Source organism: Pseudomonas farris (assembly GCF_019145235.1).
Lineage (GTDB): Bacteria > Pseudomonadota > Gammaproteobacteria > Pseudomonadales > Pseudomonadaceae > Aquipseudomonas > Aquipseudomonas farris.
Genome location: NZ_JAHSTV010000006.1, coordinates 90,687 through 105,971, shown reverse-complemented (window position 1 = coordinate 105,971; position 15,285 = coordinate 90,687). Strand labels below are relative to the sequence as shown.

The following is a 15,285-nucleotide window of genomic DNA, read 5'->3' as shown; positions in this document are numbered from 1 at the left end:
GGCGTCGTGTCAGTCGATATCAATGTCTACTGACAGACCGCTTTCGCGAGCAAGCCCGCTCCCACAGGGGGTTGTGGCGGGGCGGATTACTTGAGGTTGACCTTCGAGTAATCCTGACGACCGAACGGGCTGACCTGATAACCCTGCACATCCTTGCGTGTCAGCGCAAAGGCCGTCGGGTGCGCCAGTGGCAGCCACAACGCCTGTTGCTGGATCTGCGCCTGGGCCTGTTCGTAGAGCTTGGTGCGTACACCTTGCTCGCCGGTGGTCTTGCCGGCGCTGATCAGCTTGTCCAGGTCCTGGTTGCAGTAGCGGGCGAAGTTGGTGCCGGATTTGACCCCCGCGCAAGAAAACTGCGGCGTGAGGAAGTTGTCCGGGTCACCGTTATCGCCGGCCCAGCCCATGAACAACAGGTCGTGCTCGCCGGCCTTGGCGCGGCGAATCAGCTCGCCCCATTCGATCACGCGAATCTCTGCCTGGATGCCGATTTCCGCCAGGTCGGACTGCAGCAATTGCGCACCGAGGCTCGGATTGGGGTTCAGCAGGCTGCCGGAAGGGCGGGTCCAGATGGTGGTCTGGAAACCACTCTTGAGTCCCGCCTTCGCCATCAAAGCGCGGGCTTTCTCGACATCATGGGGATAGCCCGAGAGGTTTTTGGCGTAGCTCCAGGTGTTGGGCGGATATGGGCCATTGGCGGGTTCAGCGGTGTCTTCGAACACGGCCTTGATGTAATTGGCCTTGTCGAACGCCAGGTTGATGGCCTGGCGCACTTCAGGTTTGTCCAGCGGCGGATGCTGGCTGTTGATGCCAACGAATGCGGTCATGAAGGCGTCAGTCTTTTCGACTTTCAGGGTCGGCTCTTTGTGCGCGGCCTGTACGTCCAGCGGTTTGGGCGACAGGGCGATCTGACACTCGTTGCGGCGCAGCTTCTGCAAGCGCACGTTGGCGTCCGGAGTGATGGCGAAGATCAGCGGGTCAACCGACGGCTTGCCACGGAAGTAATCCGGGTTGGCCTTGTAGCGAATCGAGGCGTCTTTCTGGAAGCGCGTGAAGATGAACGGGCCGCTGCCGATCGGCTGGCTGTTGAGTTTCTCCGGGGTGCCGGCCTTCAGCAGTTTGTCCGCGTACTCAGCCGAATAGATCGAGGCGAAACCCATGGTCAGGGTTGGCAGGAAAGTCGAGTCCGGGTGATCAAGGGTGACGCGGATGGTAAGCGGGTCCAATGCGTCGATCTTCTTGATCAACGCCGGTAACTGCATCGACTGGGCGTGCGGGAAGCCGCTCTGGGCGACTTTGTGCCACGGGTTCGCCGGGTCGAGCATGCGGTCGAAGCTGAACTTCACATCTTCGGCGGTCAGGTTACGTGTCGGGTTGAAGTATTCGGTACGGTGAAATTTCACCTGCGGGTGCAACTTGAAGACGTAGGTCAGGCCGTCGGGCGTGACTTCCCAGCTGTCCGCCAGGCTGGCGACCACTTTGCCGCTGACCGTATCGAAGTCCACCAGGCGGTCCATCAGCACATCGGCCGAGGCATTGGTGGTGGTCAGCGAGTTGTATTGCACCACATCGAACCCTTCCGGGCTGGCTTCAGTGCAGACGCTCAAGGCGGCAGCATGGGCCAGGGGGCTCAATAGAAGCGGGGCGAACAGCAGCGGTAGGGCAGCGAGGCGCATGGTCGGATTCCTTTACAGATCGAAGGCCCATCTGCAAGTGCAGTCTGGAAAAGGCTTACCCTAGTGGGCTCTTTTGCAAATGACTATCCCCTTTTTCATTTTAAGGGGACTATGTGCGTTGTTTTCGGTGAGTGCTGACCGAGGAAAACCCTGATTGGCCTTCTGGCTGATTTTCTGCGACGAGCGGTCTCCATCGACGACAGCCTTTGTCCAAGGCGCTCCGAGCCCGAAAAATGGGGTTTTTGTTGATTCAATGCACATCGATTGTTGTTGCTCTCTGGTCTTTCTGGTATAAAGCAGCGCTCTTTTCTAGGGGCCCGGTTCCTTCACTGTAGGTGTAGCCGGTAAGACCTCTAAAGAAACGCGGCGCCTGGCGCCAAATGACTGAGAGATTAAGCGGCCAACCCATGCCGGGTTGGGCATGTGGTTTTAGAGGGCTGAGGCATGTCGAGAGTATGTCAAGTTACCGGTAAGGGTCCGGTGACTGGGAATAACATTTCCCACGCAAACAACAAAACCCGTCGTCGTTTCCTGCCGAACCTGCAGCATCACCGCTTCTGGGTTGAAGAAGAGAAACGTTTCGTGCGTCTGCGCGTATCTGCCAAAGGCATGCGTATCATCGACAAGCGTGGCATCACTGTCGTGCTGGCCGAAATCCGCAAAGCCGGCAAGATCTAAGGGAGCTAATCATGCGTGAATTGATTCGTTTGATTTCGAGCGCCGGTACTGGTCACTTCTACACTACCGACAAGAACAAGCGCACTACTCCGGACAAAATCGAGATCAAGAAATTTGATCCGGTTGTTCGTAAGCACGTGATCTACAAAGAAGGCAAAATCAAGTAATTGATTTTTCCCTCTTACGAAAAAGGCCCGTATCGCGAGATACGGGCCTTTTTTGTTGCCTATGGGTTTAGTGTTGTCTGGCAGGGCCTCATCGCGAGCCTGCTCGCGATGAGGTTGGTGAGGGCAACACAAATCCTCAAGCCTTCTGTTCAAACACCACATAGATCTTGCGGCACGGCTCCAGCACTTCCCAGGTGCCTTTGAAACCGGCCGGAATCACGAAGCGATCGCCCACACGCAGAGTCTTGGCGTTGCCATCGGCGTCGCGCAGCACTGAAACCCCCTGAACGATTTCGCAGTATTCGTGCTCGGTGTAGTTCACTAGCCACTGGCCGACTTCGCCTTCCCAGACACCTGCACTCATCTGGCCGCACGGGCTGTTGTAGTGGTTGTACACCGCTTGCTCGGGGTCACCCTTGAGGACTTTTGCAGGGTCGGGCCGATAACGATCGGGCTGGGTGTTGGCCTGGCTGAAATCGACGATATCCTGAATGCTCATGCTGGTATTCCCCCGTGATTGCGCTGGAAAGTTGAAAGTCTATGTTTATTAAAATGAACATCGCAAGGCCGTTTGCCAGCCTTGTGTCAAATATATTGAAACATTACCGGCCGCTGGTTTAGGGTAACGGTTGCCTTGAGCCGAAAAGCAGGCTGGCCGGGCAGAATTCCTGACAGCACCCGCATAGAACGCGGGGCAGTCGTATTCAATAAGAGGAGGACACTCGAATGACCACCCTGACTCGTGCCGACTGGGAACAACGGGCTCGCGATCTGAAGATCGAAGGCCGCGCCTACATCAATGGCGAATACACCGATGCCGTCTCCGGTGAGACCTTCGAGTGCATCAGTCCCGTCGATGGCCGTCTGCTGGGCAAGATTGCCAGCTGTGACGCCGCCGATGCCCAGCGTGCCGTGGACAACGCCCGCGCCACTTTCAATTCCGGCGCCTGGTCGCGCCTGGCGCCGACCAAACGCAAAGCCACCATGATTCGTTTCGCCGGGCTGCTGAAACAGCACGCCGAAGAGCTGGCCCTGCTCGAAACCCTGGACATGGGCAAGCCGATCAGCGATTCCCTGTACATCGACGTTCCCGGCGCGGCGCAAGCCCTGAGCTGGAGCGGTGAAGCCATCGACAAGATCTACGACGAAGTCGCTGCCACTCCGCATGATCAGCTGGGTCTGGTGACTCGTGAGCCGGTCGGCGTGGTCGGCGCGATCGTGCCATGGAACTTCCCGTTGATGATGGCCTGCTGGAAACTCGGCCCGGCACTGTCCACCGGTAACTCGGTGATCCTCAAGCCTTCCGAAAAGTCGCCGCTGACTGCCATTCGCCTTGCAGCGCTGGCCGTTGAAGCCGGCATCCCGAAAGGTGTGCTGAACGTGCTGCCGGGTTACGGCCACACCGTCGGCAAGGCCTTGGCCCTGCATAACGACGTCGACACCCTGGTGTTCACCGGTTCTACCAAGATTGCCAAGCAACTGCTGATCTACTCCGGTGAGTCGAACATGAAGCGTGTCTGGCTCGAAGCTGGCGGCAAGAGCCCGAACATCGTGTTTGCCGATGCGCCGGACCTGCAAGCCGCCGCCGAAGCCGCTGCCGGTGCCATCGCCTTCAACCAGGGCGAAGTCTGCACTGCTGGTTCGCGCCTGTTGGTCGAGCGTTCGATCAAGGACAAATTCCTGCCGCTGGTGATCGAAGCCCTGAAAACCTGGAAGCCGGGCAATCCGCTGGACCCTGCGACCAACGTCGGTGCACTGGTGGACACCCAGCAGATGAACACTGTGTTGTCCTACATCGAATCCGGTCACACCGATGGCGCCAAACTGGTGGCTGGCGGCAAGCGCATTCTTCAGGAAACCGGTGGCACCTACGTCGAGCCGACGATTTTCGATGGCGTGAGCAATGCGATGAAAATCGCTCAGGAAGAAATCTTCGGTCCGGTGTTGTCGGTCATCACCTTCGACAGCGCTGAAGAAGCCATCCAGATCGCCAACGACACGCCATACGGTTTGGCTGCTGCAGTCTGGACTGCCGACATCTCCAAGGCTCACCTGACCGCCAAGGCTTTGCGTGCCGGTAGCGTGTGGGTCAACCAGTACGATGGCGGCGACATGACCGCGCCGTTCGGTGGCTTCAAACAGTCCGGCAATGGTCGCGACAAATCGCTGCACGCGTTCGACAAGTACACCGAGCTGAAGGCGACCTGGATCAAGTTGTAAAGTGAAGGGGCCCGGTAGTAAGTCGGGCTCCTGAACGACACAGATCCCCTGTGGGAGCGGGCTTGCTCGCGAAGGCGGTGTAACAGCCAACATCAATGTTGGATGTGATGGCCTCTTCGCGAGCAAGCCCGCTCCCACATTGCTTTGCGTGGTGCCTGAAAATAATAATCCACAGGAGTGTGGAACATGCGTTGGGCGACGTATTTCGCCGTTTTGGCGTCTGTCTTGAGTGTCGGCCTGGCCCTGGGTGTCAGCATGCCGTTGGTATCGCTGCGTCTGGAAGGCTGGGGTTACGGCTCGTTCGCGATCGGCGTGATGGCGGCGATGCCGGCCATTGGCGTACTGCTGGGGGCGAAAATTTCCAGCCACCTCGCAGCCCGTCTTGGCACGGCTAATCTGATGCGCCTTTGCCTGTGGGCCGGGGCGGTCTCCATCGGCTTGCTTGCGCTGTGGCCGAGCTATCCGATCTGGCTGGTGCTGCGGTTGATGATCGGGGTGATCCTGACCCTCGTCTTCATCCTCGGCGAAAGCTGGATCAACCAACTGGTGGTCGAGCAATGGCGCGGTCGGCTGGTGGCGCTGTATGGCAGTAGCTATGCGCTGAGTCAGTTGGCCGGGCCGTTGCTGTTGGGCGCATTGGGCACCGAGCACGATTACGGCTTCTGGGTTGGTGTCGGTTTACTGATGACGTCACCGCTCCTGCTGCTGGGTCGCGGCGGAGCACCCACCAGCGAAGCCTGCAGCGTAACCCTCGGTGACTTGTTGACCTTCTGCCGCGGCTTGCCGGCAATTGCCTGGGCGGTATCGCTGTTCGCGGCGTTTGAAGCGATGATCCTGACTTTGCTGCCGGTTTACTGCCTGCGCCAGGGCTTCACCACGGAAATCGCCTTGGCGATGGTCAGCACGGTGGTGGTGGGTGATGCCTTGCTGCAGTTGCCGATTGGTGCGCTGGCCGATCGCTTGTCGCGGCGTACATTGTTTACCGGTTGCGCGATGCTCTTGCTGCTGTCGAGCCTGGCGATTCCATTGCTGATCGACACGCTACTGATCTGGCCGCTGTGGGTGTTGTTTGGCGCCAGTGCCGGCGGGTTATTCACCTTGTCGCTGATCCTGATCGGCGAACGTTATCGCGACGATGCGCTGGTGCGGGCCAATGCTCATATCGCACAGTTGTGGGGAATTGGTTGCTTGATCGGGCCCTTGGCGGCCGGTGCCGGGAGCCAGTGGATCAGCGGGCATGCCTTGCCGTTGCTGATGGCGGCGGGCGCGTTGGGGCTGGTGATTCTGGTGTCGCGGCAAGGGGCGTTTGGTGTGGTGCAGCCGGCATAGATCAAAAGATCGCAGCCTTCGGCAGCTCCTACATTTGAAATGCGATCCCTGTAGGAGCTGCCGAAGGCTGCGATCCTGGCAATTTAAGCTACAACATCCGCTCCAGCCCAACCATGCTGCTGAGCCATGAATTGAAGTGTCTCCACCAACCTCCCGGTTCTTCGGTCAATGTGTGCTGCTTGCCGTCATCTTCGGTGACCCAGACGATCTGACCCTTTTCCAGTCGGGCATGATAGCTGAGGGCAGGCGCCATGCCCTCCAGTGCCAGTTCGCGCACCCGCCCGGCGAGTTGCGGGTTGTCCACCAATACCCCGACTTCGGTGTTCCACAGTACCGAGCGCGGGTCGAAATTGAACGAGCCGATGAAGGCTTTCTGTCGGTCGAAAATCATCGCCTTGCTGTGCAGGCTGGAGTCGGAACTACGGTAAGAGCTGCTCCCGCTGTGAAACAGGCTCGGTCCGCTGCCGCCATTGTCTCCATTGTCGCCGGGCTGGCGGCGTAATTCGAACAGCTGCACGCCATGCTCCAGTAAGGCTTTGCGATAAGGTGCGTAACCACCGTGCGTGGCCGGTACATCGGTGGCTTCCAGTGAATTGGTCAGCAAACTCACCGACACGCCTGCATCAGCGCGACCGGTCAGGTACACCAGCCCCGATTGGCCGGGCACGATGTAAGCCGAAACCATGATCAGCTCCTTGCTGACCCCATTGAGTTCGGGCGCCAACTGGGTGGTCAGCAACAAGTGCGGATCCGGCTCGCCCTTGGACAATACCTTGCTCGGTGCGTCCCACAACGCCTGGTTCCAGGCCCAGATCAGCTCCCGGCGCCAGACATCCAGGCGCGGGTGAGTGGTGTAGGCCATTAGCTGCTGATAGAGCGCGTGATTCTGTTTGCGCGTTTCCTCCAGGGATTCGTCCAGTCGGGTCCGGGTGTTTCTCAGGTCCCTGGCTGTCGGCTTGGTCGAGAGAAACTGCTCGATCGGCTTGCTCAGGGCGCTGTTCCAGTACTGGTCGAAGCTGTGCCCCAACTGCTCTGCAACCGGGCCGACACTGAGCATGTCGATGTCGGTGAAATTGAGGTTGGGTTCGGCATCGAAATATTCGTCCCCCAGGTTGCGTCCACCAACGATCGCCGCGCTGTTGTCCGCCACCCACAGTTTGTTATGCATGCGCCGATGTTGCTGCGACAGGTTGAAGAACCGGCCCATGGTTCGCGTAACGACGGTGCTGCGGCCAAGATGCAGCGGGTTGAACACGCGGATCTGAATCTTCGGATGTGCGGCGAGGGTCGCGATGATCCGGTCCAGACCATCGCTGGTGGTGTCGTCGAGCAGAATCCGCACCCGTACTCCGCGGTCAGCGGCCTTAAGCAGCTCGCTCACCAGTATTCGTGTGCTGATGCCGTCATGGACGATGTAGTACTGCAGATCGAGGCTGCTTTGGGCGTTGCGAATCAGCTCGGCGCGGGCGGTGAAGGCTTCGGCGCTATCGGAGAGTAAGCGAAAACCCGATTGGCCCTGATGGGGGGCGGCCTGGGCCTGGATCGAGCGGCCGAACGCCGAATCGGCCGCTGGCAGGGCCTGACTCGGTTCGCGAGGAACGTTGAGTGTTGTACAGCCACCAAAGAGCGAGGCGAGTAACAGAAGAGCAAGCAGGGGCTGTCTGATTCTCACGGAGCGTATTCCGGGTGGTGGCAGTTAGCATATGGACGCCGCTTCCCGAAGAAAGGTCAGTCAGTTTCCGCCAGCAGTTTGATCGCTGTCGCACCGACCTTGCGTACTGCTTCTTCGATCTGCGGGGTTGTTTTGGCAGCGTAGTTCATCCGCAGGCAATTACGGTATTTGCCCGAGGCGGAAAAGATACTGCCGACAGCAATCTGTACGCCTTGATCATGCAGCGCCCGATTGAGTTTCAGGGTATCGAAGCCCTCGGGCAGTTCGACCCACAGCATGAAGCTGCCTTGCGGACGGCTAGCCCGGGTGCCAGCAGGGAAATAGCGGGTCACCCAGTCGATCATCGCGTCGCGATTGCGCTGGTATTGCGTGCGCATCTTCCGCAAATGCGGTTCGAAGTGCCCGGCCTTGAGAAATTCGGCAATCGCAATTTGCGGTTGCGGCGCGGTGGAGCCGGTGCTGATGTACTTCATGTGCAGCACCCGTTCCAGATAACGACCCGGCGCGACCCAACCAATGCGCAGGCCCGGTGCCAGGGTCTTGGAAAAAGAACTGCAGAGCAGGACGCGGCCGTCTTCGTCGAAGGATTTGATCGTGCGCGGGCGTGGGTAGGTGTAGGCCAGTTCGCCATACACATCGTCCTCGATAATCGCCACGTCGAAACGCTGTGCGAGCGTCAACAGCGCACGTTTACGCGCCTCCGGCATGATGTAGCCCAGCGGGTTGTTGCAGTTGGGGGTCAGCTGTATGGCTTTGATCGGCCATTGCTCCAACGCCAGTTCCAAAGCATCGAGGCTGATGCCGGTGAGCGGGTCGGTGGGGATTTCCAGGGCTTTCATGCCCAGGCCCTTGAGCGTCTGCATGGCGCCGTGAAAGCTCGGCGAATCTACGGCGACGATGTCACCCGGATCGCAAATGGCACGGATGCTGGTGGACAGTGCTTCATGGCAACCGGTAGTGATCACCAGATCGTTGGCGCTTAACTGGCAGCCGGAATCGAGCATCAGACGAGCGATCTGTTCGCGCAATTCAAGGGTGCCGTAGATGTTGTCGTAATACAGACCGGGCATATCCTGCCGCCGGCTGATTCGCGCCAGGTTGCGCAGCAGCGGTTTCATGGTCGGCGTGGTGATGTCCGGCATGCCGCGACCCAGTTGCACGACGTCCTTGCGCGGTACGGCGCGGATCAGTTCCAGCACTTGATCCCACTGCGAAATATCCACCGGTCGTTGGGCGGGCCGGCCAACCACTGGCAGCTCCGGCAGTTCGCGACTCACGGGGACGAAGTAGCCGGACTTGGGTTTGGGCATCGCCAGGCCAACGTCTTCCAGCACTCGATAGGCCTGCTGCACCGTGCTCAGGCTGACCCCGTGTTCGACACTCAGTGCCCGCACCGAGGGCAACCGGTCACCGGGACGATAGAAGCCCTGTTCGATACGAGTGCCGAGCAATTCGGCGAGGTTGACGTAAAGGGTCATGGCGCAGTCTCGGTGTGGGTGATTCGGTTAACCAGCACAGATGGGGCAAAAATATGTGATTCAGAGGCTTAAATGGAAAATCTGTATGGAATTAATACACCATCGTTGAATCTGTAATGCTTTTCGCCGTCCGCGCATCATGAAAGCTCTGGCTACCCAAGTAAACAGGAGCGACGAAAATGAACGGCTTGAGCGATGTGCGGCTGACGTTACACAGTCAGGAACTGGCGGCAGGGCAAAAAAACGGCGCACGCGAGGCGGTCATGCGCAACGCACCGTCCTGCCTGGGTCGCTGGGGCCTGTTCTGGCATCGTCTGCACACGCGCAAGGTGTTGCTGGAATTGACGCCGGAGCAGCTCAGGGATGTCGGATTGAGTCAGGAGCAGGCGTTGGAGGAGGGGCTTAAACCGTTCTGGCGGATCTGAGTTTTGCGGTGTTCTTTAAATCGATTCGCGAGCAAGCCCGCTCCCACATTTGATCGTCAACGAACGCAGATTTTGTGTTCGACAACGATTAAATGTGGGAGCGGGCTTGCTCGCGAAGGCGTCGATACAGACGCCGAAAATCTTTCAGACCAATTCTTTGAACCGATGCCACAACATCCCCAACGCCAACAACGGCGAACGCAAATGTTTGCCGCCGGGGAAGGTGATATGCGGCACCTTGGCGAACAGATCGAACCCTCCACTCTGCTGACCACTGATAGCTTCAGCCAACAACTTGCCCGCCAGATGCGTGGCGTTCAACCCATGGCCGGAATAAGCCTGGGCGTAATACACATTCGGCTGCTCCTTGAGCTGTCCGATCTGCGGCAGGCGATTGGCGCCGATGCCGATCATCCCGCCCCATTGATAGTCGATTTTCACCCCGGCCAGTTGCGGGAATACCGCCAGCATCTTCGGTCGCATGTACGCGGCGATGTCTTTCGGGTCGCTTCCTGAATAATGGCAGGCACCGCCGAACAGTAAGCGTCGGTCCGCCGAGAGTCGGTAATAATCCAGCGCCACCCGTTGATCGCAGACCGCCATGTTTTGCGGCAGCAGCGCGTGAGCCTGTTCTTCACTCAAGGGTTCGGTGGCGATGATATAACTGCCGGCGGGCAGCACCTTGCCGCCGAGTTGCGGATTGAGATCGTTGAGGTAGGCGTTGCAACCCAGCACCAGCGTCTTCGCGTGAACTGAGCCCTGGGCGGTGTGGACTTTGACCTCGGGGCCGTAATCGATGCGGGTCACCGCCGATTGTTCGAACAGCTTTACGCCCAATTGTTGGGCGGCGGCCGCTTCGCCGAGTGCCAGGTTCAATGGGTGCAGATGCCCGGAGCCCATGTCGATCAGACCGCCGACATAGCGGTCGGAACCCACCACGCTGTGTATTTCATTGGCTTGCAGCAGACGGGTTTCGTAACGGTAACCGAGGCTGTGTAGCTCGATGGCGTCTTCGGCGAAGCCTTCCAGGTCTTGAGTCTTGTTGGCGAGGTCGCAGTAACCCCAGGTCAGGTCGCAAGGGATCTGAAAACGCTCGATCCGCTGTCGGACGATTTCCACCGCTTCCAGGCCCATCAGTTTCATGTGACGCACACCGTCTGCACCGATCACGTTGGCGAATTGGTCGAGGCCATGGCCGACGCCGCGAATCAATTGCCCGCCATTGCGCCCGCTAGCGCCCCAACCGATCTTGTGTGCTTCCAGCAGCACCACGCTGAAGCCGCGTTCGGCCAGTTCAATCGCGGTGTTCAGCCCGGATAACCCGCCGCCCACCACACATACGTCCGCAACCAGCTCACCTGTGAGCACCGCAAAATCGGGTTGCGGCAAGCTGCTGGCGGCGTAATAAGAGGCCGTGTGTTGATGGCTCGGGGCTGGTTGCTGAACGGGGGCGTTCATGTGCGTCATCCTGAGTTCGTGTGTTTGAAAAAGTTGACGGAGCATAAGCCGCCGTTTCGGCCACGGGCAACACCGGTCGGTTGGCGCTGTCTGGATCGGGGTTTTTGCGTCAGAATCCCGGTCTATTCCGCATTCGGTCACCGCTTCGATGAGTTGCAACAGTCAGAAAATTCGCACGCTGCGCCAGCAGATTCCCTCTTTCGAGTGCGTGCCCGGCTGCCATGACTGCTGTGGGCCGGTGACCACCTCGCCTGAAGAAATGTCCCGCCTGCCGCGCAAGACCCGGGCCGAGCAGGATGCAGCGATGGATGAACTCAATTGCGTCCATCTAGGGCCCAACGGCTGCACGGTGTATGACGAACGACCGCTGATCTGTCGGCTGTTCGGTACCACCAAGACGTTGCCATGCCCCAACGGACGGCGACCGGTGGAGCTGATCCATCCGCGGGTCGAGAAGCAGATTCATGAATACATGGCCAGCACCCGGCAGGTGTTGGTCTAGCTAGACCGAGGCGCGGCCTTCGCGAGCAAGCCCGCTCCCACACTTGATCTTTGCCGTACACAAATCCATGCCCACTGAATATCTAATGCGGGAGCGGGCTTGCTCGCGAAAGCTATCGCCCTGACAGCCATTTCCTCAAGGCAGCCCCTCAATCCGGAATCGGCAGGTTCAAGCTCTCTTTCACTTCTTCCATCACGATATAGCTCTTGGATTCGCGCACATGCGGTAGCTTGAGCAGGATGTCGCCCAGCAGTTTGCGGTACGAGGCCATCTCGGAAATCCGTGCTTTCACCAGGTAATCGAAGTCACCTGACACCAAATGGCATTCCAGTACGTGGGGCAGTTTCAGCACCGCGCGTCGGAACTCTTCGAAAGTATCGCCGGATTTGTAGTCGAGGCTGATCTCGACGAACACCAGCAGGCTACCCTTGAGGTGCTGCGGATTCAGGCGGGCGTTGTAGCCCATGATGATCCCTTCGCGCTCCAGTCGCCGTACCCGCTCGGTGCAGGGCGTGGTGGAGAGGCCGACCTTTTCCCCGAGCTCGGTGAAGGAAATACGCCCGTCCGCTTGCAGGATCCGCAAGATGTTGCGGTCGATCTTGTCCAGCTCACGTTTGGTCTGAGTGTTGGTCCGCATAGGGGATGCGCCTCCGTGAAAAGGGTTTTTGCCGAGAATTGTCGCCAAATATAGGCACTTATATAGTGAAAAGCACTGGCTAATCTTTTTTAAACTGCCCACATCTTCGGTCTGCACAATAAACGTCAGCGGTAAGCCGCGATGAGGGATATGAAAATGCGCGTTCTGGTCTTGGGTAGCGGCGTCATCGGTACCGCCAGTGCCTATTATCTGGCACGGGCCGGCTTTGAGGTGACGGTGGTTGACCGTCAGCCAGCGGCGGCCATGGAAACCAGTTTCGCCAACGCCGGGCAGGTTTCGCCGGGTTATGCCTCGCCGTGGGCCGCACCGGGCGTGCCGCTCAAAGCCATCAAGTGGTTGTTGCAGCGTCACGCACCGTTGGCGATCAAGGCCACTGCCGACATCGACCAATACCTGTGGATGGCGCAGATGCTGCGCAACTGCACCGCCAGCCGTTACGCAGTGAACAAGGAGCGCATGGTGCGCCTGTCCGAGTACAGTCGCGACTGCCTCGACGAATTGCGCGCCGAAACCGGTATTGCCTACGAAGGCCGCAGCCTGGGGACTACCCAGCTGTTCCGCACCCAGGCGCAGCTTGATGGCGCCGCCAAAGACATCGCCGTGCTGCAAGAGTCCGGCGTGCCGTTCGAATTGCTCGACCGCGCCGGCATTGCCCGGGTCGAACCGGCCCTGGCCAGTGTCACCGACATCCTCGCCGGTGCCTTGCGCCTGCCGAACGACCAGACCGGCGACTGCCAGATCTTCACCACCCGCCTGGCCGAGATGGCTACGAAACTGGGTGTGGAATTCCGTTTCGGCCAGGACATTCAGCGCCTCGACTTCGCCGGTGATCGCATCAACGGCGTATGGATCGACGGCAAGCTGGAAACTGCCGACCGCTACGTGCTGGCGTTGGGCAGCTACTCGCCGCAATTGCTCAAGCCGTTGGGCATCCGGGCTCCGGTGTATCCGCTCAAGGGTTACTCGCTGACCGTGCCGATCATCAATCCGGCGATGGCCCCGACGTCGACCATTCTCGACGAGACCTACAAGGTCGCGATCACACGTTTCGACAACCGCATCCGCGTCGGCGGCATGGCGGAAATTGCCGGTTTTGACCTGTCGTTGAATCCGCGTCGACGCGAAACCCTGGAGATGATCGTCAACGACCTTTATCCTCAGGGCGGCGATCTGCCTCAGGCGAGCTTCTGGACCGGCCTGCGTCCGACCACTCCGGACGGCACCCCGATTGTTGGCGCCACACCGTTCAAAAATCTGTTTCTGAATACGGGCCACGGTACGCTCGGCTGGACCATGGCCTGTGGCTCCGGTCGTTTGCTGGCCGATCTGATGGCGAAGAAAACGCCGCAGATCAGCGCCGAAGGTCTCGATATTTCCCGTTATGGCAACAAACTTCAGGAGTCCGCAAAACATGTCAATCCAGCGCCAGCTCACCAATGAGCGCATGAGCCAGATCGTTGTCCACAACAGTACCGTGTATCTGGCAGGGCAGGTCGGCGATGACATGAGCGCCGGGATTGAACAGCAGACCCGTGAAACCCTCGCCAACATCGAGCGTTTGCTGGACCTGGCCGGGACCGACAAGAACCGTCTGCTGTCGGTGACGATTTACCTGAAAGACATCGACGCGCACTTCGAAGGCATGAATTCGGTGTGGGACCAGTGGCTGCCGAAAGGCGTCGCCCCGGCCCGCGCTACCGTTGAATCGAAGCTGTGCGAACCGCAAATCCTGGTCGAGCTGTCGGTTGTTGCCGCGCTGCCATAACGCTCAGCCAGAAAGATCCCTCTCCCGGTGCTGTTGGCGGTTCACGCTGTCAGCCAGCGCCGGTTTTTTTTCAAATGACCGACTAGAAGTCTGCCGCCATGCGTCCAGCCCGTGCCCTGATCGACCTTCAAGCCCTGCGCCACAACTACCGGATCGCCCGTGAAGTCACGGGGGCCAAGGCCCTCGCGGTGATCAAGGCCGATGCCTATGGCCATGGCGCGGTACGTTGCGCCCAGGCTCTGGAAACCGAGGCGGACGGGTTTGCCGTGGCGTGCATCGAAGAGGCGTTGGAGCTGCGTGCCGCCGGCATTCGTGCGCCGGTGTTGTTGCTCGAAGGTTTTTTCGAAGCCGATGAGCTGTCGCTGATCGTCGAGCATGACTTCTGGTGCGTGGTGCATTCGCTGTGGCAGCTCGAAGCCATCGAAAAAGCCGCGCTGAGCAAACCGATCACGGTATGGCTCAAGCTCGACTCGGGCATGCATCGGGTTGGCTTGCACCCGGCGGATTACCAGGCGGCCTATCAACGGCTGCTGGCCAGCGGCAAAGTGGCAAAGATCGTGCTGATGAGTCACTTCGCCCGCGCCGATGAACTGCACTGCCAGACCAGCGCCGAGCAGGTCGCGGTGTTCGAGGCGGCGCGTCAGGGGTTGTCGGCTGAAATCAGCCTGCGTAATTCGCCGGCGGTGCTCGGTTGGCCGCAGATTCCGAGCGATTGGGTGCGCCCGGGCATCATGCTCTACGGCGCAACGCCTTTCGAAGAGGCCAATGCCGTGGCGTCCCGCCTGCAACCGGTGATGACCCTGGAATCGAAAGTGATTTGCGTGCGTGAACTGCCGGCCGGCGAGCCGATTGGTTACGGCGCGAAATTCGTCACCCCCAAGCCGATGCGCGTTGGCGTGGTGGCAATGGGTTATGCCGACGGCTATCCACGTCAGGCTCCGACCGGTACGCCCGTGATGGTCGCCGGGCAGCGCAGCCAGTTGATTGGCCGCGTGTCGATGGACATGCTCTGTGTCGACCTGACCGATGTGCCGCAAGCCGGTCTCGGTTCGCCCGTCGAGTTGTGGGGCAAAAATATCCTCGCCAGTGACGTTGCGACGGCAGCGGGCACGATTCCTTACCAGATCTTCTGCAACCTGCGTCGAGTGCCGCTGCTCTATTCCGGGGCCTGACGAAAAACGTTCCCGACCGAAAGTCGCTTCGCCAAACAGGATTCAGGTCCAAGTGTTGTAAATACTGAACGCTGTCGCCATGATAACG

General features: G+C 59.4%; 15 protein-coding genes. 9 read left to right on the top strand and 6 right to left on the bottom strand.

Annotated features, from left to right (window positions below; genetic code table 11):
* Positions 1–86: 86 nt before the first annotated feature.
* The gene (locus tag KVG95_RS14110; protein WP_217856862.1) at positions 87–1,673 is read right to left on the bottom strand and encodes an ABC transporter substrate-binding protein; all 1,587 of its coding nucleotides are present in this window, start codon (positions 1,671–1,673) and stop codon (positions 87–89) included.
* 444 nt (positions 1,674–2,117) lie between these two features.
* Here KVG95_RS14110 and rpmB point away from each other — a divergent pair, with 444 nt between their 5' ends.
* Together rpmB and rpmG are read left to right on the top strand one after the other, a co-directional pair.
* Positions 2,118–2,351, top strand: coding sequence for a 50S ribosomal protein L28 (rpmB, locus tag KVG95_RS14105; RefSeq protein WP_007894701.1), 234 nt, complete (start codon positions 2,118–2,120; stop codon positions 2,349–2,351).
* Positions 2,352–2,362: 11 nt separating this feature from the next.
* Positions 2,363–2,518, top strand: coding sequence for a 50S ribosomal protein L33 (gene rpmG / locus KVG95_RS14100; RefSeq protein WP_007894709.1), 156 nt, complete (start codon positions 2,363–2,365; stop codon positions 2,516–2,518).
* Positions 2,519–2,654: 136 nt separating this feature from the next.
* Here the strand turns inward: rpmG and KVG95_RS14095 are convergent, their stop codons facing one another.
* The gene (locus KVG95_RS14095) at positions 2,655–3,017 is read right to left on the bottom strand and encodes a cupin domain-containing protein (protein WP_217856861.1); all 363 of its coding nucleotides are present in this window, start codon (positions 3,015–3,017) and stop codon (positions 2,655–2,657) included.
* Between the two features lie 227 nt (positions 3,018–3,244).
* Between KVG95_RS14095 and KVG95_RS14090 the strand changes: the two genes are divergently transcribed.
* Both KVG95_RS14090 and KVG95_RS14085 read left to right on the top strand, forming a co-directional pair.
* Positions 3,245–4,738, top strand: a complete 1,494-nt coding sequence (locus KVG95_RS14090) for an aldehyde dehydrogenase (protein WP_201061253.1) — start codon at positions 3,245–3,247, stop codon at positions 4,736–4,738.
* A gap of 186 nt (positions 4,739–4,924) precedes the next feature.
* A complete protein-coding gene (locus KVG95_RS14085; protein WP_217856860.1) occupies positions 4,925–6,067 on the top strand; it encodes an MFS transporter in 1,143 nt (380 codons plus the stop codon).
* An 88-nt stretch (positions 6,068–6,155) separates the two neighbouring features.
* Here the strand turns inward: KVG95_RS14085 and KVG95_RS14080 are convergent, their stop codons facing one another.
* On the bottom strand, positions 6,156–7,739 hold the full coding sequence (locus KVG95_RS14080) for a phospholipase D family protein (RefSeq protein ID WP_052964495.1): 1,584 nt from the start codon (positions 7,737–7,739) through the stop codon (positions 6,156–6,158).
* Positions 7,740–7,795: 56 nt separating this feature from the next.
* On the bottom strand, positions 7,796–9,217 hold the full coding sequence (locus KVG95_RS14075) for an aminotransferase-like domain-containing protein (protein WP_217856859.1): 1,422 nt from the start codon (positions 9,215–9,217) through the stop codon (positions 7,796–7,798).
* 179 nt (positions 9,218–9,396) lie between these two features.
* On the opposite strand from KVG95_RS14075, the gene KVG95_RS14070 reads away from it, so the two are divergent.
* Positions 9,397–9,642, top strand: coding sequence for a DUF1127 domain-containing protein (locus KVG95_RS14070; RefSeq protein WP_123720232.1), 246 nt, complete (start codon positions 9,397–9,399; stop codon positions 9,640–9,642).
* Between the two features lie 144 nt (positions 9,643–9,786).
* Here the strand turns inward: KVG95_RS14070 and KVG95_RS14065 are convergent, their stop codons facing one another.
* Positions 9,787–11,100: an NAD(P)/FAD-dependent oxidoreductase gene (locus tag KVG95_RS14065; protein WP_217856858.1), complete on the bottom strand. Its 1,314-nt coding sequence runs from the start codon at positions 11,098–11,100 to the stop codon at positions 9,787–9,789.
* 148 nt (positions 11,101–11,248) lie between these two features.
* Between KVG95_RS14065 and KVG95_RS14060 the strand changes: the two genes are divergently transcribed.
* Entirely contained in the window at positions 11,249–11,602 is a 354-nt protein-coding gene (locus KVG95_RS14060; RefSeq protein WP_007894729.1) for a YkgJ family cysteine cluster protein, read from the top strand.
* 148 nt (positions 11,603–11,750) lie between these two features.
* Here KVG95_RS14060 and KVG95_RS14055 read toward each other — a convergent pair whose 3' ends face one another.
* Positions 11,751–12,239, bottom strand: a complete 489-nt coding sequence (locus KVG95_RS14055; RefSeq protein WP_003206849.1) for an Lrp/AsnC ligand binding domain-containing protein — start codon at positions 12,237–12,239, stop codon at positions 11,751–11,753.
* 156 nt (positions 12,240–12,395) lie between these two features.
* On the opposite strand from KVG95_RS14055, the gene dadA reads away from it, so the two are divergent.
* The 3 genes from dadA to alr all read left to right on the top strand — a co-directional run bounded on the left by dadA (position 12,396) and on the right by alr (position 15,197).
* Positions 12,396–13,700 (top strand): D-amino acid dehydrogenase, encoded by a 1,305-nt coding sequence (dadA, locus tag KVG95_RS14050; protein WP_217856857.1) that lies wholly within the window; start codon positions 12,396–12,398, stop codon positions 13,698–13,700.
* A complete protein-coding gene (locus KVG95_RS14045; protein WP_217856856.1) occupies positions 13,672–14,025 on the top strand; it encodes a RidA family protein in 354 nt (117 codons plus the stop codon). The genes dadA and KVG95_RS14045 overlap by 29 nt, the downstream gene beginning before the upstream one ends.
* Before the next feature lie 98 nt (positions 14,026–14,123).
* Positions 14,124–15,197 (top strand): alanine racemase, encoded by a 1,074-nt coding sequence (gene alr, locus KVG95_RS14040; protein WP_217856855.1) that lies wholly within the window; start codon positions 14,124–14,126, stop codon positions 15,195–15,197.
* The last annotated feature ends 88 nt before the right edge of the window (positions 15,198–15,285 follow it).